27 protein-coding genes are annotated in these 26,262 nt (G+C 36.5%); 17 read left to right on the top strand and 10 right to left on the bottom strand.

From position 1 onward, the window contains the following. The first annotated feature begins 21 nt into the window (after positions 1-21). Positions 22-1,422: a cobyric acid synthase gene (locus V5290_RS03650; protein WP_333382000.1), complete on the top strand. Its 1,401-nt coding sequence runs from the start codon at positions 22-24 to the stop codon at positions 1,420-1,422. A 36-nt stretch (positions 1,423-1,458) separates the two neighbouring features. Then, a complete protein-coding gene (locus V5290_RS03645; protein WP_333381998.1) occupies positions 1,459-2,427 on the top strand; it encodes a Solitary outer membrane autotransporter beta-barrel domain in 969 nt (322 codons plus the stop codon). A 36-nt stretch (positions 2,428-2,463) separates the two neighbouring features. On the opposite strand, the gene pdxH is transcribed toward V5290_RS03645, so the two are convergent. Next, positions 2,464-3,117 carry a pyridoxamine 5'-phosphate oxidase gene (gene pdxH / locus V5290_RS03640; protein ID WP_333381997.1) on the bottom strand — a complete coding sequence of 218 codons (654 nt, stop codon included), beginning with the start codon at positions 3,115-3,117 and terminating at the stop codon, positions 2,464-2,466. Positions 3,118-3,210: 93 nt separating this feature from the next. Here pdxH and V5290_RS03635 point away from each other — a divergent pair, with 93 nt between their 5' ends. The 4 genes from V5290_RS03635 (at position 3,211) to V5290_RS03620 (ending at position 5,084) form a co-directional block, all read left to right on the top strand. Then, positions 3,211-3,777 (top strand): elongation factor P hydroxylase, encoded by a 567-nt coding sequence (locus V5290_RS03635; protein WP_333381995.1) that lies wholly within the window; start codon positions 3,211-3,213, stop codon positions 3,775-3,777. Positions 3,778-3,812: 35 nt separating this feature from the next. After that, positions 3,813-4,283, top strand: a complete 471-nt coding sequence (locus V5290_RS03630; protein ID WP_333381993.1) for a low molecular weight protein-tyrosine-phosphatase — start codon at positions 3,813-3,815, stop codon at positions 4,281-4,283. Then, positions 4,273-4,674 carry an acyl-CoA thioesterase gene (locus tag V5290_RS03625; RefSeq protein WP_333381991.1) on the top strand — a complete coding sequence of 134 codons (402 nt, stop codon included), beginning with the start codon at positions 4,273-4,275 and terminating at the stop codon, positions 4,672-4,674. Before V5290_RS03630 ends, V5290_RS03625 begins: the two co-directional genes overlap by 11 nt. Before the next feature lie 116 nt (positions 4,675-4,790). Next, complete coding sequence (locus tag V5290_RS03620; protein WP_113817524.1) at positions 4,791-5,084, top strand: PilZ domain-containing protein; 294 nt, start codon at positions 4,791-4,793, stop codon at positions 5,082-5,084. Between the two features lie 42 nt (positions 5,085-5,126). On the opposite strand, the gene V5290_RS03615 is transcribed toward V5290_RS03620, so the two are convergent. Both V5290_RS03615 and V5290_RS03610 read right to left on the bottom strand, forming a co-directional pair. Next, entirely contained in the window at positions 5,127-5,885 is a 759-nt protein-coding gene (locus V5290_RS03615) for a 4'-phosphopantetheinyl transferase family protein (RefSeq protein WP_333381988.1), read from the bottom strand. Positions 5,886-5,992: 107 nt separating this feature from the next. Continuing rightward, positions 5,993-6,295, bottom strand: coding sequence for a DUF496 family protein (locus tag V5290_RS03610; protein ID WP_333381986.1), 303 nt, complete (start codon positions 6,293-6,295; stop codon positions 5,993-5,995). A 278-nt stretch (positions 6,296-6,573) separates the two neighbouring features. Between V5290_RS03610 and V5290_RS03605 the strand changes: the two genes are divergently transcribed. Then, the gene (locus V5290_RS03605) at positions 6,574-7,953 is read left to right on the top strand and encodes a PhoH family protein (protein WP_333382149.1); all 1,380 of its coding nucleotides are present in this window, start codon (positions 6,574-6,576) and stop codon (positions 7,951-7,953) included. A 73-nt stretch (positions 7,954-8,026) separates the two neighbouring features. On the opposite strand, the gene V5290_RS03600 is transcribed toward V5290_RS03605, so the two are convergent. Then, entirely contained in the window at positions 8,027-8,632 is a 606-nt protein-coding gene (locus tag V5290_RS03600; RefSeq protein WP_333381984.1) for an RNA methyltransferase, read from the bottom strand. Between the two features lie 87 nt (positions 8,633-8,719). Beyond that, a complete protein-coding gene (locus V5290_RS03595) occupies positions 8,720-9,079 on the bottom strand; it encodes a DUF2750 domain-containing protein (protein WP_333381983.1) in 360 nt (119 codons plus the stop codon). A 158-nt stretch (positions 9,080-9,237) separates the two neighbouring features. On the opposite strand from V5290_RS03595, the gene V5290_RS03590 reads away from it, so the two are divergent. From V5290_RS03590 to cysC, 5 genes are all read left to right on the top strand, one after another. Next, positions 9,238-10,368: a site-2 protease family protein gene (locus tag V5290_RS03590; protein WP_333381981.1), complete on the top strand. Its 1,131-nt coding sequence runs from the start codon at positions 9,238-9,240 to the stop codon at positions 10,366-10,368. A gap of 337 nt (positions 10,369-10,705) precedes the next feature. After that, the gene (gene cysD, locus V5290_RS03585) at positions 10,706-11,614 is read left to right on the top strand and encodes a sulfate adenylyltransferase subunit CysD (protein ID WP_333381980.1); all 909 of its coding nucleotides are present in this window, start codon (positions 10,706-10,708) and stop codon (positions 11,612-11,614) included. 46 nt (positions 11,615-11,660) lie between these two features. Next, positions 11,661-13,070 carry a sulfate adenylyltransferase subunit CysN gene (gene cysN, locus V5290_RS03580; protein ID WP_113817532.1) on the top strand — a complete coding sequence of 470 codons (1,410 nt, stop codon included), beginning with the start codon at positions 11,661-11,663 and terminating at the stop codon, positions 13,068-13,070. Positions 13,071-13,134: 64 nt separating this feature from the next. Beyond that, positions 13,135-14,871: an SLC13 family permease gene (locus tag V5290_RS03575; RefSeq protein WP_333381976.1), complete on the top strand. Its 1,737-nt coding sequence runs from the start codon at positions 13,135-13,137 to the stop codon at positions 14,869-14,871. 77 nt (positions 14,872-14,948) lie between these two features. After that, entirely contained in the window at positions 14,949-15,581 is a 633-nt protein-coding gene (cysC, locus tag V5290_RS03570; RefSeq protein ID WP_113817534.1) for an adenylyl-sulfate kinase, read from the top strand. 132 nt (positions 15,582-15,713) lie between these two features. Here the strand turns inward: cysC and V5290_RS03565 are convergent, their stop codons facing one another. The 3 genes from V5290_RS03565 to V5290_RS03555 form a co-directional block, all read right to left on the bottom strand. After that, positions 15,714-16,235: a methyltransferase domain-containing protein gene (locus V5290_RS03565; protein ID WP_333381972.1), complete on the bottom strand. Its 522-nt coding sequence runs from the start codon at positions 16,233-16,235 to the stop codon at positions 15,714-15,716. Then, positions 16,235-17,647, bottom strand: coding sequence for a DNA repair protein RadA (gene radA, locus V5290_RS03560; RefSeq protein WP_333381970.1), 1,413 nt, complete (start codon positions 17,645-17,647; stop codon positions 16,235-16,237). Before radA ends, V5290_RS03565 begins: the two co-directional genes overlap by 1 nt. Positions 17,648-17,714: 67 nt before the next feature. After that, entirely contained in the window at positions 17,715-18,371 is a 657-nt protein-coding gene (locus V5290_RS03555; RefSeq protein ID WP_333381968.1) for a regulatory protein RecX, read from the bottom strand. 201 nt (positions 18,372-18,572) lie between these two features. Here V5290_RS03555 and V5290_RS03550 point away from each other — a divergent pair, with 201 nt between their 5' ends. After that, a complete protein-coding gene (locus tag V5290_RS03550; RefSeq protein ID WP_333381966.1) occupies positions 18,573-19,235 on the top strand; it encodes a 7-cyano-7-deazaguanine/7-aminomethyl-7-deazaguanine transporter in 663 nt (220 codons plus the stop codon). A gap of 159 nt (positions 19,236-19,394) precedes the next feature. On the opposite strand, the gene V5290_RS03545 is transcribed toward V5290_RS03550, so the two are convergent. Then, positions 19,395-19,649 carry a DUF2960 domain-containing protein gene (locus V5290_RS03545; protein WP_333381964.1) on the bottom strand — a complete coding sequence of 85 codons (255 nt, stop codon included), beginning with the start codon at positions 19,647-19,649 and terminating at the stop codon, positions 19,395-19,397. Between the two features lie 420 nt (positions 19,650-20,069). Between V5290_RS03545 and V5290_RS03540 the strand changes: the two genes are divergently transcribed. The 3 genes from V5290_RS03540 (at position 20,070) to V5290_RS03530 (ending at position 23,455) form a co-directional block, all read left to right on the top strand. Continuing rightward, positions 20,070-21,794 (top strand): AMP-binding protein, encoded by a 1,725-nt coding sequence (locus V5290_RS03540; protein ID WP_333381963.1) that lies wholly within the window; start codon positions 20,070-20,072, stop codon positions 21,792-21,794. A 228-nt stretch (positions 21,795-22,022) separates the two neighbouring features. Then, positions 22,023-22,301, top strand: coding sequence for a peptidylprolyl isomerase PpiC (gene ppiC / locus V5290_RS03535; RefSeq protein WP_333381961.1), 279 nt, complete (start codon positions 22,023-22,025; stop codon positions 22,299-22,301). A gap of 263 nt (positions 22,302-22,564) precedes the next feature. Then, on the top strand, positions 22,565-23,455 hold the full coding sequence (locus V5290_RS03530; protein ID WP_333381959.1) for a J domain-containing protein: 891 nt from the start codon (positions 22,565-22,567) through the stop codon (positions 23,453-23,455). Between the two features lie 53 nt (positions 23,456-23,508). On the opposite strand, the gene V5290_RS03525 is transcribed toward V5290_RS03530, so the two are convergent. After that, positions 23,509-25,482: a sigma 54-interacting transcriptional regulator gene (locus tag V5290_RS03525; RefSeq protein WP_333381957.1), complete on the bottom strand. Its 1,974-nt coding sequence runs from the start codon at positions 25,480-25,482 to the stop codon at positions 23,509-23,511. A gap of 211 nt (positions 25,483-25,693) precedes the next feature. Between V5290_RS03525 and cynS the strand changes: the two genes are divergently transcribed. Beyond that, complete coding sequence (gene cynS, locus V5290_RS03520; RefSeq protein ID WP_333381955.1) at positions 25,694-26,137, top strand: cyanase; 444 nt, start codon at positions 25,694-25,696, stop codon at positions 26,135-26,137. Positions 26,138-26,262 lie beyond the last annotated feature (125 nt).

Raw genomic sequence — 26,262 nt, 5'->3', positions numbered from 1 at the left:
CTTGTGGATTAAATAAAAATAATGACTTTAAAGAAAAAGCCGATAATGGTATTAGGTTGTACTAGTGATGCTGGAAAGTCATTGATTGTGACTGCCATTTGTCGTTTATTGGCAAATCGTGGTGTCGATGTTGCTCCTTTTAAAGCCCAAAATATGAGTAATAACGCAGCAATTACTGAAGATGGTTCAGAAATAGGGCGTGCCCAATATCTTCAAGCAATTGCAGCTAAAACAACTCCATCAGTATTGATGAACCCAGTCTTATTAAAACCGAGTGCAGAAACCTTTAGCCAAGTCATTATTAATGGAAAAGTCGATACTGCTATATCTAATATGCCTTGGATGGCAAGGAAAAAGTTGATTTGGCCGAAAGTATTAACAGCCTTAAATGAACTTCAAACTGAATACGAACAAGTAGTTATCGAAGGTGCAGGTAGCCCTGCGGAAATAAATCTTCGAGAAGGAGACATTGTGAATATGAGTGTCGCCTTAGCATGCCAAGCGGACGTTTATCTCGTTTCAGATATTGACAGAGGTGGTTCATTTGCGCATTTATTAGGAACTTGGGCTTGTTTAGCAAAAGAAGAACAAAAGCTAATTAAAGGTTTTGTGTTAAACAAATTCCGTGGAGATCCTAGTTTATTAGGTAATGCAATGGACTGGTTAGAAGAAAAAACAGGTATACCTACCGTTGCAAACTTGCCTTATCATCGACATCACTTGCCAGAAGAAGATAGTTTTAGGTTAGGCACTACATGGCAATATGGTGCGATAAATGTTGCACTTATTTATTATCCTTATGCTTCTAATATGGATGAGTTTGATGCGCTGACTTATCAAGATGATATTAACCTTGTCCCTGTTCAAAAATATCAAGACCTTTCAGTATTTGATGCAATCATTTTACCTGGTAGTAAAAATAGTGGTAAAAGTTTAGCTTTTTTACAAGAAATTGGACTAGACAGTGAAATAATTAAGTTTACTCAATCAGGTAAATTAACCTTAGGGATTTGCGGTGGTTTGCAAATACTTGGTCATCAAATTAATGACCCGCTAGTGCTAGAAGATGGTAATAAAAAAGGATTAGGTGTTATCGATCTAACTACTACCTTGGCACACAATAAAGCAACAAAACAACGAAAATTAACTTGGTTAGGTCAAACAATAGACGCTTATGAAATTCATCATGGTGAAAGTGTGCTATTAAATGATAGTGTTACCTCATTTATTGATGCAGATATAGGTTGGCAACAAGCAAACGTTTATACTTCTTATCTGCATGGTTTATTTGATAATGCTGTTTTTTATAATTGGTTTATGGAACAACTTGGTATTGCTCAAAATGGTATCAACTGGAAAACACATATTGATAAAGAATTGGATCAATTAGCCGATATGTTTGAACAGCATGGCTGGTTATAGATCATATAAAATATGTTAAATAAAGAGGAGGGATACTTGTTTCGTAATAATAAAAATTATTCAGTGTACTTATTTTTATTGAGTTCATTTGTTAGTGTTCCTATGTGTGCTGCTGAAAGTGCTTTAGATTCAATTGAAGAGTCTTTCGCTATTTCTACATTAATGTCTGACAGTGAAGCGTTAACCTTTGGTTTCACTAATTTCGATATTGAGTCGGATGACCCGGGCTTTGGTGATGAAGATTCGTCAAATTATAAAAATAGCTTGAATGTATTTGTGATCCCTTACACTTGGGATTTAGAGCCTAAAAGTGAAGCATGGGATCACGCCATCACTGCACGTGCTTTCTACATTAATACCGAAAGTGATAGTGAAATTTATTCAGGAGTTGCTGATACAGCCAAGCAAGAGACTATGGGTATTTATGGTAACTATTCGCAGTTTTATCATGTGACTGATAGTTGGTATGTAACATCTGCTCTAGGTTTTCATCTCACTTACTACAGTAACGATTATGAGTATGGTGGTGGCTTTCCTGAGGATGCTATTGATGAATTAGATGGTGATACTTTAAATATTAGCGCATGGGCTGTGATTGCTGAGCCTGAGGTTGGTATTGGCTATGAACGCGATGAGCAATGGGGAACATGGAGAGCACACAACAAAACTAACTATATTTATGGTCAAAGTTTTGCTGGTACTATCAATGATAAATTCAGTGTTAATCCAGAAGGTTGGCGTATTACTAATGGTGTTGAATTTACCGTTGGTGTACCTGAACTATGGGGAGTCAACGACTTTTTGACCATCGATTTTAGAAGAATCGACTTATTTGGTGATCTAGAAGCGATGGCTGATGACGGTTATTACTATGAAACGAGTGTCGGTTGGGTGATTGATACAAATAACCAAATTCCATTTTTAGACAATATTGGAATTGGCGTATCAGTAAACTATGGTAGCTCAATCAGTGGTGCAACGGTCGTGCTTTATTGGAATGAATAAAGCACGACACAAAATACAACTTAAGAACTAAGCATATTATGGATTGAGTCTATCTATCTGCCATTCTTTTCCTGATTTTGTATAGGTGAAGCGATCATGTAAGCGGTCTGCTTTACCTTGCCAAAATTCAATTTTTTCAGGAATAACACGATATCCACCCCAGAAATCCGGTAAAGGAATTGCTTGGCCTGCAAATTTTGCTTCGTAATATTTCACACTGTCGACCAGTGTTTGTCTTTCATCTAATACTTGGCTCTGTTTTGATGCCCAAGCGCCGATTTGGCTGCCTCGACCACGAGAATGGAAATACGCTTCAGACTCAGCATGACTTACACGTTCAATTCGCCCTTCAATACGTACCTGACGTTGTAGTATATTCCAATGAAATAACAGTGCTGCAAAGGGATTGGCTTCTAACTCTCCGGCTTTACGACTGCCGTAGTTAGTAAAGAATACAAAACCTTGTTGATCCACTTCTTTTAATAACACCATTCGAGAAGAAGGGCGACCTTGCGGGCTACAAGTCGATACAGACATAGACTCTGGTAACACAACCCCAGTTGATTCCGCCTCTTTTAACCAGTCGTTAAAGAATTGAATTGGGTCGTTTGTTGTGGTTAATGCTTTATTTTCGATCAATACACCTTGACCTAAGGTGAATGCACAACGAAGTTTGCTCAGTAATGACATAGTTTATCTTTATTAGTTAGATTGAACATAAAGGTGAGTGTATAATTTGTATTTACCCTTGTCGATCATATTGTTTTCTGAGATTTTTATTACATGTTACACGTATCAAAAACTGAGTTTGTTAGCCAAGATTTAATTCAGATATTTAATCAGCAGTTTTTTCAACAATATAATACTAAGCTGGTATTGGGGGATGATGAGCCCATCTATTTACCTGCTAATGACGAATGTTCATATCATCAAATTGTTTTTGCCCATGGTTATTTCTCTAGTGCTTTACATGAAATATCGCATTGGTTAGTAGCTGGTGAGCAACGACGTTTACAAGTTGATTATGGCTATTGGTATGAACCTGATGATCGAGACCAAGCACGACAAGCTGAGTTTGAAAAAGTAGAGGTGTTACCTCAAGCCATAGAATGGATATTAACGGTGAGTTGTGGTGCGGACTTTGATGTCAGTAGTGATAATTTAAGTGGCATTGTCATTAATCGATTAAGCTTTAAACAAAAAGTCTATCAAAAAGTATTATGGTTATTAGAAAAGGGTGTATGTGAACGAACACAAACCTTGATAGACGCATTGCAAAAAGCCTATCAAACCCCTAATTTACAACCTAAATTTTTTGCTTATCAAGGTATGTATCAACTCGTTGAATAATCATTCCTATATTCGCATAATAAGTGAGAAAGCAGATGAAAAAAGTACTGATTGTTTGTTTAGGTAATATTTGTCGCTCGCCAACCGCAGAGGCTGTGCTAAGAGCTAAAGCTCAGCAAAAAGACGTGGCGTTAGAGATCGATTCTGCAGGCACTATTAACTATCATCAAGACAATAAACCCGATGCTAGAGCAATCGCTGCGGGTGAAAAGCGTGGATATTCATTTTCAGGTATTAGCTCACGAGGAGTCACAATAGAGGATTTTTCTGAGTTTGATTATATTCTTGCAGCGGATCAGGAGAATAAGCAAGATTTACTAAATCTATGCCCAGTACAACACCAACATAAAATCGCGTTGTTTTTAGCATTCGCAGGACTAGGAGAGCAAGTGATTCCTGATCCTTATTATGGGGGAGAGCAAGGCTTTGAACTAGTGTTGGATTTATTAGAAGAAGCCTGCGACAACATATTAGCTAACATAGGTTTAAATATAGATGGAAAATAAGATTTATCACCACCCAGTGCAGATATATTATGAAGACACGGATCATTCTGGCGTGGTATATCACCCTAACTTTTTAAAGTATTTTGAACGGGCTCGGGAACATGTTATTGATAGTCAACGTCTAGATCAGTTGTGGAAAGAGCAAGGTTTAGGTTTTGCAGTATATAAAGCTAATATGACTTTTCAGGATGGCGTAGAGTTTGCAGAAATATGTGATATTCGCACTAGCTTTGTTATTGAAGGCAAGTATAAAACAGTATGGCGTCAAGAAGTGTGGCGACCAAATTCAAAAAGAGCGGCTGTGATTGGAGATATAGAGATGGTTTGTTTAGATAAGAATAAACAATTACAACCTATGCCGGAATCGATCATTCAGTTATTATCTAAGTAATGAAGATTTATCTATTGCTTTGATGACAGACTCATATTTCAACTAAATGGCTAAGTGATACTTGCAAAAAAAGCCGTTATAAGTCATTTTAATAAAAAATTTCAAGAGGGAATCTTATGTACTTTGCGCAAAATGATAAACGTTCATTTCATCGAATGGAGATAAATCTTCCTATCGAGATTGTAAAAGATGGGGTCTCTTACCCTGGCACCTGCAATGATTTAAGTAGCACCGGGATGCGAATTACATTTAATGATTCAGGATTAAATACTGATCAGCAAGTTGAAATATTATTAGAGACCACTGATAGCCGCTTTTTGCCGTTACATGCCGTGGCGAAACTATTGCGTGTTAATCAAGAAGAACAAGGTGGCTATTCGGCGGCAGTAGAGTTTATCGAACTAAAGTAGCAGATATTTCTGCTAGAGCTGTCTGACCATGATGACTCAACCTTACTGAAATAGATGACTCGCCTCTAAGTAATTAATTTGCTGTTTACTATCACTAGCACGACATAATGAAAGTGCTTGTGAGTCTAGCCTGTCATGATAGCAAAACCAAGCTTGCTCAGTATCTAACGGATAGTGAGCATTAAAAACCACTTTTATATCTTGCGATGCTTGTTGAGGTGGTGATTCTTCGTTTAGGAAATAAAACGAATCTAGCCCTAAGCTGATACCTATCCCTGTTGCTTTTACAAAGGCTTCTTTTAATGTCCAAATTTTAAAAAATGCCTGCTTTTGTGACTCTCCATGTTTAGCCATTAACATACTATGTTCTTGCTCGGAGAAGTAACGCCTGGTGATTGGTTCAATGCTTACTCGTCGCTCAGGACTTTCTATATCACAGCCAATTTGATCATTAACACATACAGCAATGACCACTAGCTTATCGTTATGGCTGATATTAAATGTTAATTGTTTTGAGTTATTAGCTAGGCTGGGTTTGCCGTGTTTATTGCGAATAAATTGATGGGCTTGAGGTGGGCAATCAATATATTGACTTAATACAAGGCGACAAAGCGCACGCGATATCAGTGCCGTTTTTTTTGCGTTGTTGTTTTTATAACTGGCTATTTTAATTTGCTCTTGCGCAGTCAACAGCATGTTGGCTTGCTCTTGCTTGCTATCAGTAAATTGCTCAACTGAAACTGACCATAGGTCAATATGGTTGTGTTGCAATTGTGATAGGGATGAGGGAGTCGAGTTCATCGTTTTGCCTATACAGATAGAAGTTCGAGAGAAATACGGAGGCTAGAAATCAAAAAAGATAGCTAGGCTATCTTTTTTGTTGGCAATAATAACGAGGTTAGTTGTCGTTATTTATTTGCTTCTGGACGTCTGAATGAATTGATTTGTTTATTCACTTCACGGCGCTCTTTTGATAATTCAGCACCGGTAATAATGTGATCATCTACACGATCTTCATAATCTGATTGCATGTTTTTAATGATATTAACGATATCTTCATGAGTCATCGCTGGTGTAATGTACTCAAGTAAGTTGGATAATAGGTCTACACGTTTACGGTTATCACGAATTTTTTTCTCGTTATCGATGATTTCACGTTTTAACTTGTTTTTACGACGCGTGTTTTTTACTAATTCAAGAACTGTACTCATTTATCACACCTTTTGATTGATAGTCTTACTTAGTTTAAACCAACAATGAACTGCTTCGAACATTCATATAATGATTAAATTGCTGATTTGTATCATTGATTCAATTATACGCACGCTGATTATTTACGAAACAAATTTTTTCAAAATTGATGCAGAAATGACTGAAAATTTGACTTGACGGTTATTCTCGTAAATGTGATGGTTGTAATGAAAGTGACATAACTTATTGTTTATATAAAAAATGCAATTGCAATATTTTTTCAATAGAGGAGTTATTCATCACAGAAGCCGAGCGCAAATTCTATATCCTTGATACCAACGTTTTATTACATGAGCCATTAGCACTTTACTCCTTCCAAGAACACAATGTTGTTATTCCAATGACAGTTTTAGAAGAGTTGGACCGCATTAAAGATAGACAAAAAGATGTAAGTAGAGACGCTAGGGTCGCGATACGTGGTTTAGAAAATCTTTTTGAAGACGCCACTACAGAAGAAATATCACAGGGGGTGAAAATAGACCACAAAGGGGTGTTATTAGGTGGTAGCATTTCTATATTTGCTGATCACCATGCCTCTTTTCTACAAGAATCCTTTAGTGAGGATGAGCCTGATAACCGAATTATTAACACCGCACTGTATCTCCAAAAAAGCAAAGCCCCTTCAAAAGTAGTTCTCGTCACCAAAGATATTAATATGCGCCTTAAAGCAAAAGGAGCTGGATTAAAGTATGTAGAGGATTATCGTACCGATAAATTAATTGATGATGTTGATTTATTAAGTAAAGGCTATCAACAAGTAGAAGGTGACTTTTGGGATACCATCAAGGAATGTGAAACTTTTAATCGTGGTGAAGATACCTATCACCAATTAAAAACCGAATTAATTACCCAACCTTTTCCTAATCAATATATTCTCGATGATAACCATGACTTTGTAGGTAAAATTACCGACCAATTTGCAGATGGTGTTGAGCTGCTTGATATTGGTTATGATCGTATCATGGGCCAACAAGCTTGGGGGGTAACGCCAAAAAATATTTATCAAGGCATGGCTATTAACGCATTGCTTGATCCCAGTATTGATTTAGTGGTGTTAACTGGCCCGGCAGGTTGTGGTAAAACTTTATTAGCTGTAGCAGCTGCACTTGAATTAGTTATTGAGCAAAAACAATATGACAAAATTATCGTCACGCGAAATACACCGGACATTGCTGAAAATATTGGTTTCTTACCGGGAACCGAAGAAGAAAAAATGATGCCTTGGCTAGCCTCAGTCACAGATACGTTGGAAGTGCTCCATAAAAATGATAACTGCAGTGCTAGCTCCGTAAATTACATTATGGATAAAGCCAATATTCAATTCAAATCAGTCAATTTCATGCGAGGGCGAAGCATTCAAAATAGTTTTGTGTTACTGGATGAATGCCAGAATCTAACTGCATCTCAGCTTAAGACTATAATTACAAGATGCGGGGAGGGGACTAAAATTGTTTGCTCGGGAAACCTAGCACAAATTGACAGTAACTATTTAACCCCGGTTACTTCTGGATTAACCTACATTGTTGAACGATTTAAAGATTTCGAAGGCAGTGCAAATATATTTCTAAATGGCGTAATCAGGAGCCGACTTGCTGAGTATGCGGAAGAGCATTTATAACCTGAATTAAATTAACCTAAAAGCAGTTGGCTTTCATCTTACAAGGTGGAAGCCATACTTGACAAAATACTGTTTACGATTGCTCTTTTAGTGCAGCCTCTCGAATTATTCTTTTTTCTTCTTTTATTCTATTTTTTTCATACTTCAACGATTTTACTTTGATCTTATTATTACGATCTCGGCTTTTTTTAATTAATTCGTTGTCTAATTGGTGTTGCTGAGATTTCGCTAATTTATCGTACATCACTACATTAACGGATGCGGCCAGATTCATACAACCTATAGTTGGGACATACACCACAGCATCTGCTTGATTGATTATCTTTTGTTTAATGGTGCCATCTTCTGGTCCAAACAAATACATCGCATTATCAGGATGTTCGAAATTAGGTAAAGGCGTCGCTCCTTCGATTAAATCAACACAGACTAGTTTCATTCCTGGCTCTAAGGCGTCTAATAACTCACCATAATGCACTAAAGGTACAATTTCGTGGACCTTTTGTGTATCTGCTGCTAAACGCACTGCACGATTGAAACGATCACCTGAGTAGACAACTTTTTGTGCATCATAACAACCCGCTGCACGCATTGCGCCGCCAACGTTCGATGAGCTTTTAGGGTTAGTGAGGGCAATAATTGTACGTGAATCTGTTGATGATTCCGTTTTATTTTCTGACATAAGTTTTAGCGTTTTAATAAAAAATAATTTAAGAAAGGTAAGCATGTGTTGGAACTTAAACACATGCTAGATAGTGTACTGTGAAGTTTATAAAGCTTCTATTTGGCCTAGTGCCTCGGTAAATTCTGACAAACCAAGTTCGATATCACTTGCTTCACCGATCCAGTTAAGACCTACAATTACATCGTCCTCTACTAAATCTTCTAACCAAAATTCAAACCAATCTGCTAATGAAATAGAAGCTGGCGCGTAATCTGACCATTCTTCAATGCAGTGTGTTTTAGCTAATGCTTCAGTGGACCATAAAGGCATTACTTCAGTTTCTTCGTAATTCATTGAGTCCATTACCACCCAATCACCACTGGCTTTATCTTGTAAGGCCCATAAAAGCTGGCTTTCTTTAACATCATCTTGAAATTTTTCTAACGCAGCAATATTTTCAGTCATGGTTTTCTCTCTATTAAGTAAGGGGTGGTTCTAAAAAAGCTAAGTATACGGGTTAAGTTAATAATTGAAAGCCAGAAATAGTCGCCATTTGATGAAACCATTGGATAGTTAGTTGTTTTTAATTCTGTCATAATTAAATGGACTTAAAAGGAAAAATCATGGAATTATTGCAAATACAACACTTTGGAAAAATACTTAGGCTAGAAGCTTCAATGGCAGGTTGGCAACAATTATATTGGGGTGACCAGTTGGTCTCTCAGATTACTGCAAGTGAATCTGCTCAGGGAAACACGACACATCATTTTCAACTTTTCCAACAACAATCTATAGAGGCTAGTGATTCACCACAAAGTGATATCATTGCGGATAAAGTTGCTATTGATTGTAAATTGGATGTTTATGTTATTTGGCAGCCATTTTTAGTGTCTTACTCATTATTTGTAGACGACAAGCTAATAGAAGAAAAAACCAGAAATGCAAAGGATATTGAACAACAGACTCCGGTTAAAATAACTGAGGAACCAAAGAAACTAAGTTTACTTGGTTTAGGCTCTTTAGCTTTAAAACTGTTTAAGAGTGCTAAAATTATTAAAGTCGTACTCGCTGGTGCAAGCATCGCTGCTTACAGTTGGTTTTTTTCGTTTCAATTTGCATTAGCATTAATTGCTTGTTTGGTATTCCATGAATATGGGCATATTCGCGCCATGAAATACTTTGGGATGAAAACTAAAGGTATTTACCTTATACCGTTTATTGGTGGATTAGCGGTCACCGACCAAAAAATTAATACTCGTTGGCAGGATGTTGTTATCTCAATTATGGGCCCGACATTTGGTTTGATTATGTCTATTGGTTGTTTAATTGTGTACTGGTTAACAGATAGTACGTTTTTTGCTGGTTTGGCTACATTTAATGCATTGTTAAATTTATTTAATCTACTGCCTATTTTGCCTTTAGATGGTGGACACATCTTAAAAAGTATTACTTTCTCCATGAACAGCCTAGTTGGTTTATTAGCTTGTGTGGTAACAGCATTAGTAGGGGTCTTAGTAAGTTACCAACTTGGGTTGGCTCTATTAGGGTTTTTATTATTAATTGGCAGTGTGGAAATTGTGTTGGAATGGCGAACCCGTTTTAATAGTCATTTATTACCGTTAGACCGATACGGGCAGGTGTTCTCGAGTGTATGGTACTTCCTGACAGTGGGCGCTTTAGTTGCAATTATTTTCTACTTTGCCAAATCGGGTGACCAATTATTATCGTTACCATTAATCATTTTGGGCAGCTAATGTAAGTTAACAGCAATTAATAGTTGATTGAACTTATCAGTTTAATATGAAACTAAACTTTGACTATTTTTTGCTGTTTAATCGTGCGACACTCTTATCGATAAGAGTAGCTAACTCTTTAAACACAAAATATCACTATCAGCTGTCTTTGATTACACCACAAATGTAGTAATCAAAGATCAGTTTTAAATAAACTTTTCTTTTTTCAATGAATTAAACAAGGGCACACCCTTATAACAATTTTCTATATACTATCTAATTTCGTTACTGATTTTTATTAAATAACACTGCATAATAAAGAAAATTATATATATCTTGTGACTTTGTAAGGAAACACATGAACAATAAAAGACTAACTCACCTTAAGGCACTTGAGGCTGAATCAATTCAAATAATGCGTGAAGTAGCCGCTGAGTTTGATAACCCAGTAATGTTGTATTCAATCGGTAAAGATTCGTCTGTGTTATTGCACCTTGCACGTAAAGCTTTTTACCCAGGTAAAATTCCTTTCCCACTGCTGCATGTAGATACAGACTGGAAATTCAAAGAGATGATTGAATTCCGTGATAATCTTGCTAAAAAATACGACTTTGATTTATTAGTTCATAAAAATCCTGAAGGTATTGCAATGGGTATGGGGCCATTTACACATGGTTCAGCTAAACATACTGATGTAATGAAAACTCAAGGTCTTAAGCAAGCTTTAGATCATTACGGTTTTGATGCTGCTTTTGGTGGTGCTCGTCGTGATGAAGAAAAATCTCGTGCTAAAGAACGTGTTTACTCTTTCCGTGATAAAAAGCACCGTTGGGATCCAAAAAACCAACGTCCAGAATTATGGAACATCTACAACTCTAAAGTAGACCGTGGTGAAAGTATCCGCGTATTCCCACTTTCTAACTGGACTGAGCTTGATATCTGGCAGTACATCTACCAAGAACAAATCGACATGGTTCCTCTATATTTCTCTGCTCCTCGCCCAGTGGTTGAGCGTGATGGTTCTTTAATTATGGTTGATGATGAGCGTATGCCTTTAGAAGAGGGCGAAGTACCAGAAATGAAGAATGTACGTTTCCGTACGCTAGGTTGTTACCCATTAACAGGTGCGATTGAGTCTGAAGCGAAGACATTACCTGAAATTATTCAAGAGATGTTATTAACAACTACCTCTGAGCGTCAAGGCCGTGTAATCGATAACGATTCTGCTGGTTCGATGGAAAAGAAAAAAATGGAAGGTTACTTTTAGGCCAACGCTTAAATAACCCAATCCTATAAAGAGTTAAGGAAAAAACATGACTAACGATACAAATCTAATCGCATCGGACATCGAAGAATATTTACGTGTCCATGAAAACAAAGACATGATGCGTTTTATTACCTGTGGTAGCGTAGATGACGGTAAATCAACTCTGATTGGTCGTCTATTATTTGATAGCAAAATGATTTTTGAAGATCACATGGCAGCTATCGAAAAAGATTCTAAAAAATTCAATACAACAGATGAATCATTTGACTTAGCGTTATTAGTTGATGGTCTACAATCTGAGCGTGAGCAAGGTATTACTATCGATGTTGCTTACCGTTACTTTGCAACAGAGCAACGTAAATTCATCATCGCTGATACACCAGGACATGAGCAATACACACGTAACATGGCTACTGGTGCTTCTACATGTGACCTTGCAATCATCCTAATCGATGCGCGTCACGGTGTACAAGTTCAAACACGTCGTCACTCTTACATCTGTTCTCTACTGGGTATTAAACATGTGGTTATTGCGATCAACAAAATGGACGCAGTAGGTTATGACCAAGAAGTTTACAAAAAAATTAAAGATGATTACCGTGAGTTCGCTCAACAGCTAAACATTGCAGATATCCGTTTTGTACCTATCTCTGCACTAAAAGGCGACAATGTTGTAAACCAAAGCGAAAACATGACTTGGTACCCAGGTTCACCTTTATTACGCCTATTGAACACAGTTCAAATTAGCAGTGATGAAAATGAGCAATTCCGTTTAGGTGTACAATACGTTAACCGTCCAAACTTAGATTTCCGTGGTTTTGCAGGTACGATCGCATCTGGTGAAATCCGTGTCGGTGATACGATTGAAGCATTACCTTCTGGTAAACAAAGTAAAGTTAAAGAGATCGTTACATTCGACGGTAACTTAGAAGTAGCATACCAAGGTATGGCAGTAACGCTAACACTTGAAGATGAAATTGATATCAGCCGTGGTGATATGATTGTTCGTCCACACGAAAAACCACAGTCAACTAAGAACTTTGAAGCTGACGTAGTTTGGATGGATGAAAATGCATTACACGTTGACCGTGAATACATTGTTAAAGTAGGCAGTAACTCTACAGTAGGCACTGTGACTTCTGTTAACTATCAAACAGATGTAAACACTATCGAGCAAAAACCTGCTTCTAAATTAGGTCTAAATGAGATCGGTAGCTGTAATTTTGAAGTTGCTAAAGAAGTACAATTTGATGCTTACTCATCAAACCGTGCGACTGGTGCTTTTATCATTATTGACCGTTTATCTAACGCCACTGTTGGTGCAGGTATGATTAAACAAGCAATAGAAGCTAAAGCAGCGCCTAAAACAGCTTACAGTGACTTTGAAGTTGAATTCAATGCACTAGTACGTAAGCATTTCCCACATTGGGAAGCAAAAGATATCCTGAAAGGGTAATTCTAAAAAGTGATCAGTTGCCAGTGATACTGACTTCTGATCACGCTTCATTGATGGCGCATTCATGACATTCCAATCCTATTTTGTACTTGCCGTTTTCATCCTAACCATCATTGGTTTAATTAAATTCCAACAACGTCCAAGCCAAGTATTTGGCGTTGCATTGTTAACTCTTTTTTCAACACAAATGGTCACTACAGACCAAGTTATTCTTAGCCTGTCAAATCAAGGCTTATTAACCCTTATTCTATTAATGCTGTGCTCCATAGCATTAGAAAAAACCCGATTGTTGCGTTTAGTGGCAATGAAAGTGATTCAACCTAATTACAGTGCGACTTGGTTAAGGTTGTTTGGATTAACTGTACTGTCATCGGCGTTTTTAAATAATACGGCGGTTGTTTCAACCATGCTTGGGCCAATTCGTAATAACCCAAATCACTCCGCTAGTAAGTTATTAATCCCATTATCTTATGCAGCTATTTTAGGCGGCACATTAACACTCGTGGGGACATCAACTAACTTAATCGTCAACAGTTTAGTACTTGATGCAAACCTACCATCCTTAGGATTTTTTGATTTTACTCTAGTAGGTATCTGCGTAGTGGTAGCTTGTGGGGTGACATTATATTTTTGTCGTTCACTATTACCAGATCGTAAAATACAAGGTGATACCGCCCAAGAATATTTTATAGAAGCTAAGGTTAAACCTGAATCTAGTTTAGTGGGTAAAAGTATCGATGAAAATGGTTTACGTCATCTACAATCACTATTCTTAGTGGAGATTATGCGTGGTGATTTACAGTTAACCGCGATTAACCCTAATCAAGTGATTCAAGCCAATGACAAATTAATCTTCAGTGGCGATATCTCCAAAGTAAGCCAACTTCGTCTGTTTGACGGGTTATCTATCTTTGCTGAAAGCAGCGGTTTGCCTTTAGGTAATCTTCGTGAAGTTGTAGTCCGCCCTGAAAGTATCTTAAATGGTAAATCATTAAAGTCTGTTGGTTTCCGCTCTTTGTTTGATGCTGCTGTGGTAGCTATAAAACGCGATGGTGAAAAAGTCTCAGGTAAAATAGGTAAACTTAAAATTAAGCCTGGCGATTTTTTAGTATTAGCAGTCGGTGAAGACTTTAAATCACGTCGTAATATTCGTAAAAACTTTATTTTATTATCCGATGTTGAGCTGGATTCACGTTTATCAGGTAAAAAAGAGTTACTGGCTATTGCTGGTTTCTTTGTTGCCATTGGATTAGCTGCGCTTGGTGTTATTCCGTTATTTAAAGCGGTATTACTGTTACTCGGTGTGTTGTTATTGAGTGGCTGTGTGACGAGTAGTGAATTGTTAAGACGTTTCCCTACGGATATTTGGGTGATCATTTCCTCCGCTATTGTGTTGTCCTACGCCTTACAAAACAGTGGTGTGATTGATAACTTTAATCAGTTGATGAGCGCCAGTACACACCTATTTAGTCCATTAGTGGCCTTGATTGCAATATTTGCGGTCACCTTATTATTAACTGAACTGGTTACCAACAATGCGGCGGCGGCTTTGATCTTCCCCATTGCCTATGGATTAGCCTTGAGTATTGATGCTAATCCGACGGCGTTTATTATGGCAGTTGCGTTTGGTGCCAGTGCTAGCTTTATTAGCCCATACGGATATCAAACTAATTTAATGGTGTTTAATGCTGGCCAATACAAACTCAATGATTTTATTAAAATCGGCATCCCTGTTAGTTTGGTTTATAGCGTAACCTGCATCATAGCTATTGTTGGCGTATTTGGTTTAACAGCCGCTTAACCGTTTATTATTTATGTTTTCCAGTGTTTATTAATTAACTATAAGACTGGATAAAAGCACTTTAAGAGAGAATTATTATGACAAATCCTTATATTGAAAAAGAAGTTGATGGCGAGAAATCATCTGATGTTGTTTGGCATCAAGCTAGTGTGTCCCACCAAGACCACTGTCAATTAAATGGACACAAAGCCGCAGTATTATGGTTTACTGGTTTAAGTGGCTCAGGTAAGTCAACGGTAGCAAATGCCGTAGATCTAATGTTATTTCAACATCAAGCTAAAACCTACGTCCTTGATGGGGATAATGTTCGTCATGGTTTAAACGGCGATTTAGGTTTCTCAGATAAGGATCGCATTGAAAATATTCGTCGTGTTGGTGAAGTTTCTAAGTTATTTGCTGATGCAGGTTTATTAGTTTCAACTGCTTTTATCTCTCCTTTTGTTGCTGATCGTGAAATGGTGCGATCGCAATTGCCAGAAGGGCAGTTTATCGAAGTATTTATCGATACTCCTTTAGCAGTTTGTGAGTCTCGTGACCCTAAAGGCTTATATAAAAAAGCGCGCGCCGGTGAGATTAAAAACTTTACCGGTATTGATAGTGCTTATGAAAAACCAGTTAATCCAGAAATACATGTACAGACAGATAAAAAATCTATCGAAGCATGTGCGCAACAAGTTATTGATTATTTAAAAGAAAATAAATACCTATAATCGATTTTCAATAAGTATCGGGTTAATTGGTATAGCTGGTACACAGTAGCCAAATAATAAAAAGGGATGACAAGTTACTTGTCATCCCTTTTAGCTTTTATACTGCATTATTGTTGTTAGTATTATGTATATTTATGGCTTTTTACACACTATCTGCGCAATCGCTCGGTCTGGATTGTGTTGTATCCCTTCAAAATAAAATAAGATTTCCCAATCTTTAAAAATACTCTTTAATTCATCTTTTTGTAATAAAAAGTCATCGCGATTAGGGCGACCAAATTGCCGATTTTCTGTGGTAAAGGTTTCGTAAATAACAATACCTCCAGATTTGACTGCCTGTTTAATATGCTCAAATAGTGGGCGGTGTAAATAACGAAATACAATCACACCTTGTAATGTTAATTGCTCCAATTTGAATCTGTCCGCACCTTGCTCAGACTCAAAGTCAGCTTGCCACAATTGCTCTTTTGCTATGTTATGTTGCTCATGTAACGCTAATAAAGGCGCTCCTTGTATATCTGCAAATACAACCTCGATTCCAGCTTCGGCTAGTGCTAATCCATTTTGACCTTGACCACACGCTAGGTCTAACACTTGACCATTAGCTGTTTTAAAAAGGTGTAAATGGTCCTGAAGTAAGTTGGCAACTTGCATTATTGTAATGCCTCAATTAAATCTCGCACATTCTTCAATGGGATAATCTTTTGTTCACCTTTTACAAACTGTTGCATTGATGCGTGGTAAGCAATGGCTGGAATAAAGATCTGTTTTTTACCGTGGGTGAGGGCTTCTCTTACTCGTGGGACGATTTGTGGAATTTGGCGTAATTCACCGGTTAGTGCTAATTCACCAATAAACACTGCATCACTTGGTAAAGGTTTAGAGTTAATTGAGCTTAGTAAGGCTGCTGTTACTGCCATATCTGTAGAGGTTTCTGAGTCCGCCATTTTAAGGCCGCCTACTAAGCTAATATTAATATCATAATAAGTAGGAATGCCGCCGTGCTTTTTTAATACCGCGGTTATTAATGATAAACGACTGTAGGAAACACCAATACAGTTACGTATTGATTTTTCACCTTCGACTTCAGTCGCTAAGGCTTGAATTTCAATTAATAAATTACGCGCACCATCTTTAATGACAGAAATAGCTGAACCTTCAAAATGCTCTTCACTGCCCGATAAGAATAAACGACTTGGGTTATCAACAGAACGCATACCTTTCTCTGTCATTTGGAAGATACCCACTTGCTCAGTATCACCAAAACGGTTTTTATCTGCTCGAAGAATACGCACCGATGCATCATTCACTTCAATATGAATGGCGGTATCGATAATGTGTTTTAGGGTTTGTGGGCCAGCCATTTGTGAATTTTTATTTACTTGGCCAACTAGAATCAAGGTAATACCGTGTTGTTTACATAATCGGTTGAGTATTTTGGCGCAGGTTTTCACTTGTGTGACACCACCTGCTGACCCTTCAACTGTGTTCGATTCAAAGGCTTGAATAGAATCTGCGATTAAGAATTTAACTTTGTTTTCAATACATTGATCGACAATATCTTCAATGCTATCGGTATCAGAAAGTAAAAAATTATCTTCATTGAAGTTAAGTTGTAAGCGTTCAATGCCGCGTTTTGCCCATTGGCTAAGACTTTCTTCCGCGGTGACGTATAAAGTAGACATAGATTGCGACATTACAGAAGCTACTTTAGTCAGTAGGGTTGTTTTACCTGAACCAGGATCACCGCTAATTAAGACAACTGAGCCTAAGGTAATACCTTCACCTAATACTCTGTCTAATTCACTTAATCCGGTCGATACACGTTGTGCGTGCTCAACTTGAACTGACGAAATGCGTTTTACGCCGTTTGTGGTTACACCTGCATAACCACCTGATTGACTACGGCTGATAGCGGCATTGACTGACTTAGTTGCAGCAGAGGCTTCACGAAACTCAGTAATGGTATTCCAGGCTTTACATTCGCTACATTGCCCTTGCCATTTTGTATAGTCGGCACCACAGTCGCTGCATACGTAAGATATTTTAGTTTTTGCTTTTGCCATGGTTTGTTCCGTTGTGTATGAATTAAATAGTCGTTTTGCTTAGTTGTTGTATTAAGTGTATTTATCATTACTCATTTTTGTATTCATTGAACAATTTGATAGCATCATTGGCTTTTGCATAGGCATAACCATGTGATGTTAATAGCCTTACTGCTTTCATTTTTTGCTTTTGTTCATCAATAGTCACTTTGAATTTTTTGGATAACAATTCACAGGCTTTTTCTAGATCGTTAAACGTAGGTGCAGGGAAGAGTTGATTATGCTCTTCAATGGCTGAGTTAATAATATCGAAGCTAAATCCTTTGGCTTGAAGAAACCCCATAGCTTTTTGCTTTAAATGTTGGGTTACAATTGCTTCTCGATATTTATTAGCGAGTAACCCTTGTGCAGATTCGATATAATCGAATTCGCTTTCCTGCATCGCCTGCTTAATTAAAGCTTCACTGATCCCTTTTAAAGTAAGATCTTGCTTTATTCTCGTCATTCCATAGCCTTTGTTTTGCGCACTGCGTAAAAAAGAATGGGCAAAACGTTGGTCATCTAAATACTTAAACTCCACACACTCATTAATAACCGTTTCAATCCATTCTTTATTGTCAGTTTTACGTTGCAGTTTTTTTAGTAATTCTGCTTGACTGTGGTCCCGACGAGAAAGGTGCCAAAAAGCACTGCGACGAACTGCTTCGATATCTTTAGCTATTTTAATCGGCTTATTAGCAAACATCTGGTTACTCTTTTAAGTGTGTTTATATACAGTATATATTCAAAGCGTAAAAAATTACAGAGGCCACCAAAACAGATTGTAAAATAGTTGTCCAAAAGGTTGAATTGTCTATTTATCACTCTATAATGTGCGCCCCCATTATGGGATAAATAATTAAGCGGGTTCCCTCACCCCGTTATTACATATAAAAAAGGTTACAATATGTTATCACTTACACACTCGCAAATTCGCCGTGCATTGACGCTATTGGTCGGATTTCACATTCTTATTATTTGTGCTAGTAACTACTTAGTACAACTTCCTTTTACACTTTTCGGTTGGCATACCACGTGGGGAGCTTTTAGTTTTCCTTTTGTTTACCTTGCCACAGATTTGACTGTACGCATTTTTGGTCAAGAAAGTGCACGACGCATTATTTTTAAAGCAATGTTACCTGCTTTAGTTGTTTCTTATGTAATTGGTGTTTTATTTCATCAAGGTTCGTTACAGGGCATGGGAGCATTAGCTGAATACAACAGTTTTGTTCTACGCATTGCTCTGGCTAGCTTTGCAGCTTACTTGTTCGGTCAATTATTAGATATCAAAGTATTTGCTAAATTACGTGCAACTAAACAATGGTGGGTTGCACCAACAGCATCGACTTTATTAGGGAATCTATTAGATACGTTAGTTTTCTTCTCTTTTGCTTTTTATGCATCTACAGATACATTTATGGCTGAAAACTGGTTTGAAATCGCAATGGTTGATTATGGATTCAAATTACTAGTGAGTATTTGTTTATTCTTGCCCGCTTACGGCGTGTTATTAAAAACACTAGAAAAACGCATTATCAGTGTACCTAATAATCAATCTTCTGTTGTTTAAAAATAATTGCTGTCTTTACGAAACTAGCTATGAATAAGTAAGTTATTGCAATTGGTATCAATAAACAGCTCAAAGGGAGGGCTGTTTATTGATCGTTTCAATCCATACCTTTTGAACAAAGTAGACTGAGTTTAAATATATTTTATACTTAAAAAATGACTACTTTTCTTGCTCTTCATCTTTAATGAAACGAATCTCAGAAAATCCCATACGATCAAATTCATTTGCACGGTAATTTTTCATAATACCTTGACCACGAGAAGTCATCTCTAATTGTTTTTCCATTGCCCAAAATGAAGTTAAATCAACACCTTCAGCGGCAGCCACTGCTTCATAAATATCAAAGTGTTGGCTGAATGAAAATGCGATTGTTTTTTTAGTACCCTGGTAAAAATAGCTGACTTGACGTGCCATAAAAATTGTCTCAATAATGAAAAAACATAATATTAACACAGCTTGATATAGCAATTATATTAAATAACCTTAATTCGAGTTAATCAGAGCACAGTTAAATTTTAAACCTTAAGATTGGATTTACGCCTGTGCAGTATTTTATATTTGGGTTATTACAAAGAGCTAAGGTTTAACAATTTGCTGTATTTGGCTGAGAGGCTTGGCAATATTAAATGCATATAGTAAGAATTTTTGAAAAACGAACATATCAGAGCCATTTTTTTGTAGGAAAATGTTATAAGACTCTGATTATAAGCTAAACTCATTGTTTTTCGGTCGCAATTTCTTAACCGAATACGTTACAATTACTGTATTGTTCGACCCATTAAAACCGCTCTGAGACTTAATGGATCCACTCATTACTTATGGATAGGTTTATATATGACGTTGACACTTCCTTATAATAATTTTATGTCTTTTGCAGACCACACATTCAAAGAATATGCTGATAATGCATTTCTAGGTTTTGTTGATGATGAAATGCTTACATATCGTGAAGCACAACAAAAAGTTTTAGAACTTCAGGCGTTATTTAAAGATTTAGGTATCAAGCAGGGTGATAAAATTGCTATCTGCAGCGAAAACATGCCGCATTGGGGGATCGTATATTTAGCGATCACGGCGATGGGGGTTATTGCTGTTCCTATTTTGCCTGATTTTCATACCAATGAAATTCATCATATTATCAAGCATTCTGAAGTGACTGCTTTGTTTATCTCTAAAAAAATAGCACAGAAACTAAACGAAGAAGATTTTAGTTCAGAACTTTCATATGTATTTTCACTGGAAACATTTGACTTAATTGAAGATAAAACACCTAAACACTCTGAATTACTTGTTAAAAGCGCACAAGCAATTGCTATAATGAAAAGCAAGGCAATTAAGTTTGCCAAGCAAAATAAGTTATTAAAAATGAGTGAAATAGATAATACATTAAACATTAATCCTGACGATGTTGCTGTTATTATTTATACATCTGGTACAACGGGGCAGTCAAAAGGGGTGATGTTGAGTCACAATAATCTACTGTCACAGGTTCACCAGGCAAACGGACTAACAGAAATAGTTGAAACAGACCGTTTCCTCTCAATCTTACCTTTGGCACATACTTTTGAATGTTCAGTTGGATTCTTGGTTCCATTTTCCAATGGCGCATCTGTTTATTATATAAATCGTATTCCATCACCTAAAGTCATTTTATCTGCGATGCAAAAAGTTAAACCAACTTGTATCTTAAGCGTGCCTTTGGTTATTGAAAAAATATATAAAAACAAAGTATTAGCTGAGTTTAACAAAAAGAAGATCATTCAATATTTATACAATAACGTAGGTTTTATACGTAAAAAGCTTAATAAAATAGCCGGTAAAAAGTTGGTCGAAAGCTTTGGAGGCGAGATTAAATTCTTTGGTATTGGTGGCGCTAAATTATCACGCTTTGTTGAACAATTTTTAATTGAAGCTAATTTCCCTTATGCAATCGGTTATGGGTTAACTGAGACGGCTCCTATTATCGCTGGCGCAGTGCCAGGTACTACACGTTTAGGTACAACAGGTACATTGGTTGAAGGGATGGAATATCGTCTCATCAAACACTCAGAAGATGATACCGAAGGTGAGTTACATGTAAAAGGACCTAATGTCATGCTAGGTTACTACAAAGAAGAAGAGCGAACCAAAGAAGTGCTCGATGATGAGGGCTGGTTCAATACGGGCGACCTGGGTAATATTGATGAAGCAGGTGTATTAACGATTAGTGGTCGAAGTAAGAACGTTATTATTAGTGCTAGCGGTGAAAATATTTACCCTGAATCTATTGAAAGCATTATTGAACAACACCCGCTAGTCGTGGATTCAATGGTATATGAATTAGATAAAAAATTAGTGGCTAAGATTTATATTGATTATGACTTATTTGATGAGCAGCATAATCTAAAAAAACAAAGTGATTTTGATTTGCATAAAGATATTATTAACTTATTAGAAGAGATTAAAGTGAGTTCAAATCAACAGCTTTCTTCTTTTTCCAAAATAAACTCAGTGATTGAGCAAACAGAACCATTTATTAAGACACCGACTAAAAAAATTAAACGCTATCTACATATGTAGTAAAGTATAGATAAAAAATAGGGTAAAAAGTCTTATTCTTTTTATCTAAAACTAAAGAGCCTATTACTGTTGTTAATGCAAAAGTAATAGGCCTTTTACTATAGACTTGGACGTGTAGACGTAATCAAGACATAACAAGTACATGAATGATTATTCCATAAAGAATTTAGACCTCATGAACTGTTTAACAACACACATTTTAAAAGCGATTTAAATAGAGAAAATATTATGGCTAAAACCGCTGCAGCACTACATATTTTAGTTAAACATCAAGACAAAGCTGAAGATATTTTAGCACAATTAAAGAAAGGGGCTAAATTTCAAACCTTAGCTAAAAAATATTCAACGTGTCCTTCTGGTAAAAAAGGAGGCGATTTAGGTGAGTTTAAAAAAGGCCAAATGGTACCTGCATTCGATAAATTTTGTTTTACGGGTGAAATATTAACGCCAACAATTGTCAAAACAAAACACGGTTATCATATTGTTAAAATCTTATACAGAACTTAGTTTTTTATGTGATAGTTAATGCTAAAGCTCTGTTTATAGAACATAAAAATTCTCTATCACTAAATGAATACAACAATCATAAAATAATACTCTAATCTCTTTTTTTTAGCATATTCACTTGTTTTTTATCTATTTTTTTGATTTTCATCAATCAGAATGTCACAATTCACTGGCTGAAAATGGAGTCTTGAATTGGCTCTTTACTTCTCGGATACAATCAAGATTGATTTTATATTTCTACACATTGGAAAGTGCCTTATACGATGAATAACCATGATATTTTAGGGACAAATGACACTTGGTCTAAAAAAGCAATTCGTAAACAATTTAAACTGCTATCAATAAAAATTCATCCAGATAAATCAGGATCTAGTGAGTTATTTAAAATAGTACATATTGCCTACAAGAAAGTAATGGCTGGTGAAGGTAATGATCCTTTTGTTTACTTACCCTCAGAAGAGATCGATCTTAATCAACCTATACAAGATAAAGAAGCACTTAAATTACAGGTTCATCAATTATTGAAAGAGGTGAAGATTAAAACAGAGTGTTTAGATGAAGCAAATGCACAAATTCGTAAGTTATCGGTCAATTCAGATGTAGCTAAAGTAACCAGCCAACTTAAACTAGCACTTAGCGCTTTATTTATTATGATGCTAGGTGGTGCAATGGTCTTGTTATCTAACTTTGGTAAGGATGATTCAGATAATAAAGTGTCACCACGTTTCTTTTTAAGCTCTGTTCCTAAATTGTTGACAGAAAAACCTAAACTTGAACTGAAAGCACTGAAAAAAGATTGGAGCCATTTACCTGGTTATTCTAAAAAAGGGGACTTTGGTGATTTTATTCTGCTCACAGAGTTGGGGATTCCAACTTTAATGTTGCAAATAGATAAGAGCAAATATAACAGTGAGCAAAAAGCTAAACTTCGTAATGAAAAACATGGTTCTTGTGAAGCTGCGTTAACAGTCAATGGTTATCAACGTGTTGGACTGATCAATCCTTTTGCTCGGGCGACTGTCGATAAGAACTTTATTTTTTCTATTTGGCTGTTTGATAGTGTTAAGTTAGATATGTTTAATGATTTTCAACGTATCACTTTGATTTGTGATGACTTAATTTTTAATGGAAAATTAAATCATCAAGCTGCTTAAGGCATTTTAGTGTGTAGCAAAGCTTCATCAAATGGCTACACACGCCTGTTAGTCTAAATAAAATCGTGCCGTTTAATTGTATATTTTTTTAATTTTGAGCTTAATGTGGTTGGCTTTAAACCAAGTAATTCAGCCGCTCCTCCTGCACCATAAATCTTACCTCTACAGTCTTTTAATGCTTGGATTAAATTATCTCTTTCTAATTGTTTATGTTGCTGTGCATTAAGAACCTTGCTGTGTTGTGTGTATGATTGATTTTTTATATTGATTGCTTTGTCTTTATTCATAAACTCGAAGTTTAGTTTGTTACTTTTAGACAATATTACTTGCCGCTCAATGATATTCTCTAACTCCCGAATATTCCCTGGCCAACTATAGCTAATCAAATGTTGCATCTGCGCTATTGAAACTTGTGGGGAGGGCTGATTTAACCTAACACACACTTTATCGATAAAGTGTTTTACTAATAAAGGTAAATCATCAATACGCTCTCTAAGCGGAGGTGAATTAATAGGAAATACATTTAACCTAAAATATAGATCTTCTCTAAATTTATTGTTTGTAACCAGTTTGGTTAGGTCTTGGTTGGTTGCAGCAATCACCCTGACGTTGACGTTACGTGTGATTGATTCTCCTACACGTTCGAATTGTTGCTCTTGCAAGACCCTTAGTAATTTACTTTGTAATTGTAATGGTATTTCGCCGACTTCATCGAGAAAAATAGTTGCTCCGTCTGCTAATTCAAAACGACCTACACGATCTGAAAGAGCACCTGAAAATGCTCCTTTTACATGCCCAAAAAATTCACTTTCAAAGAGTTCTGCCGGTATCGCTGCACAGTTAACACGTATCAACGGTCTAACGTTACGTTTACTGGCTTCGTGGATAGCTCTTGCAATTAATTCTTTACCTGTACCTGACTCACCTATGATCAACACATTCGCATCTGTTGGTGCAACGAGTTCTATTTGATTCATCATATGTTTAATTTTATGACTGTTTCCAATTAAGTATTGATGATTAAAGTCTGCATTAATCTCTTCTTGTAGATACGCATTTTCCATTTCTAATCGATGTTTAAGTGCATCAACCTCTTTTAACGCATTCAGTAATTTATCTTGTGTGCGTTTACGCTCTGTAATATCTCGAAAGATAACAACCGCACCGATTAATTCGCCATTCTCCCTTAGAGGGGTACTGGTATATTCCACAGGAATAGGTTTACCTTGTTGAGACCAAAAAACTTCATTATCAACGCTGTGAATAGCACCGTCATTAAAGGCTGCATATATGGGGCAGTTATGCACGTGGTAGTGACTACCATTAATATGCGTATGATGGATAATATCGTGAATTTTTTTCCCCATTAACTGTTCTTTTTTCCAGCCAATAATCTCTTCAGCTGCTTTATTAACAAAAGTGGTTTTACCGTCGCAGTCAACACCATAAATGCCATCACCAACGGCTGTTAGGAGTAATTGGTTTTGGCGTTCTATTTGTTGAAATACTGTTTCATCAGTGTCCCATTGCGATAAGCCCAATCGGTAATTGGATTCTATTCGTGATTTAAAGTGACGTTCAAAAGTCACACTGCCATCTTCACAGCTTAATAAAATATTATTAGCGAATTGAGAGGCATTAATACCAATACTCACGTTTTTATTAACCGTTTGTATGCTCAGCTCGCTCGACCAAGCTGTACCTTTAGTTAATACTTGCTGGGTGAAGCTATGCAGTTTATTAAGGCAGTCTGGAAAGAATTGAGTCACCGAGTATTGGTTTAATGCTCTTCTATCTAAATTGAATAATGCTTCTGCTTGATTATTAGCTATCAATATTCGATTGCTAATCGGGTTAATTAATAGCATAGCCGTAGGGGCATTTAAAAAGAGTTGCTCCAACATCGTTTTCTCCATTTCCAAATGAATAGGTGCATAAATATTTTGATAATTAATCGTTTTACACTGCAAGGTTTGAACCATTTCAACGAAATTTAGTTGTGGTAACCGCGATAATTCGTTTTGCACGATATTTCGTGATTATTTTTATTTAGAGGATCTTCTTAAAAATTAATGAAAACAGTGGTTTATGGGGTTATCGTGAAATGGCATAGTAAATGCTATATCGATATTGATTTAAGAAGTTACGAGATAAGTTATTAGGCATTTTTCTCGTTGCACCAATCCAGAGCAAAATGTTCTCTGTTTAGTGTCATTATCATTCAGGTAAGGAAATAAAATGTTAAAAAAAATAGAAGTTACTGAAGCTATTTTCGCGATCAAAAAAGACAAGCAGTTAACTTGGGAGACGATTGCAAATGCTATTGGTATGTCAACTGTCTGGACTACTTCTGCTTGTCTAGGTATGAACAGTTTTACAGATTCTACAGCTGACAAACTGATTGAATACTTAGGGCTACCAGCAGAAACAAAGTTTAGCCTATTAGAGAACCCTACTAAAGAGTGGGATAAGTCGGTTCCTCAAGATCCTCTTGTTTATCGTTTTTATGAAGTCGTTGGTGTGTATGGCGATACATTGAAAGAGGTTATCCAAGAGAAGTTTGGTGACGGTATTATGAGTGCTATCGACTTTACAATGTCTGTTGATAAAGAGGAGAACCCAAAAGGTGACCGCGTAGTAGTGACGATGAATGGTAAGTTTTTACCTTATAACGCATGGTAGGTTGTCTATTGAAGTAGGTGATAGTTTCGAATTAATACATTTTTAGTAAAAGGGCGACCGATATTGAGAGTTACTGTAAAGACGTAATTGCTCTTTAAAAGGATGTTTGCCAACAGGAAGTTACA

It is taken from the genome of Psychromonas arctica (genome assembly GCF_036697365.1).
In the GTDB taxonomy this organism is placed as follows: domain Bacteria; phylum Pseudomonadota; class Gammaproteobacteria; order Enterobacterales; family Psychromonadaceae; genus Psychromonas; species Psychromonas arctica_A.
Note: the sequence above shows the minus strand (reverse complement) of the source record. Positions and strands in the feature narration are given on the sequence as shown.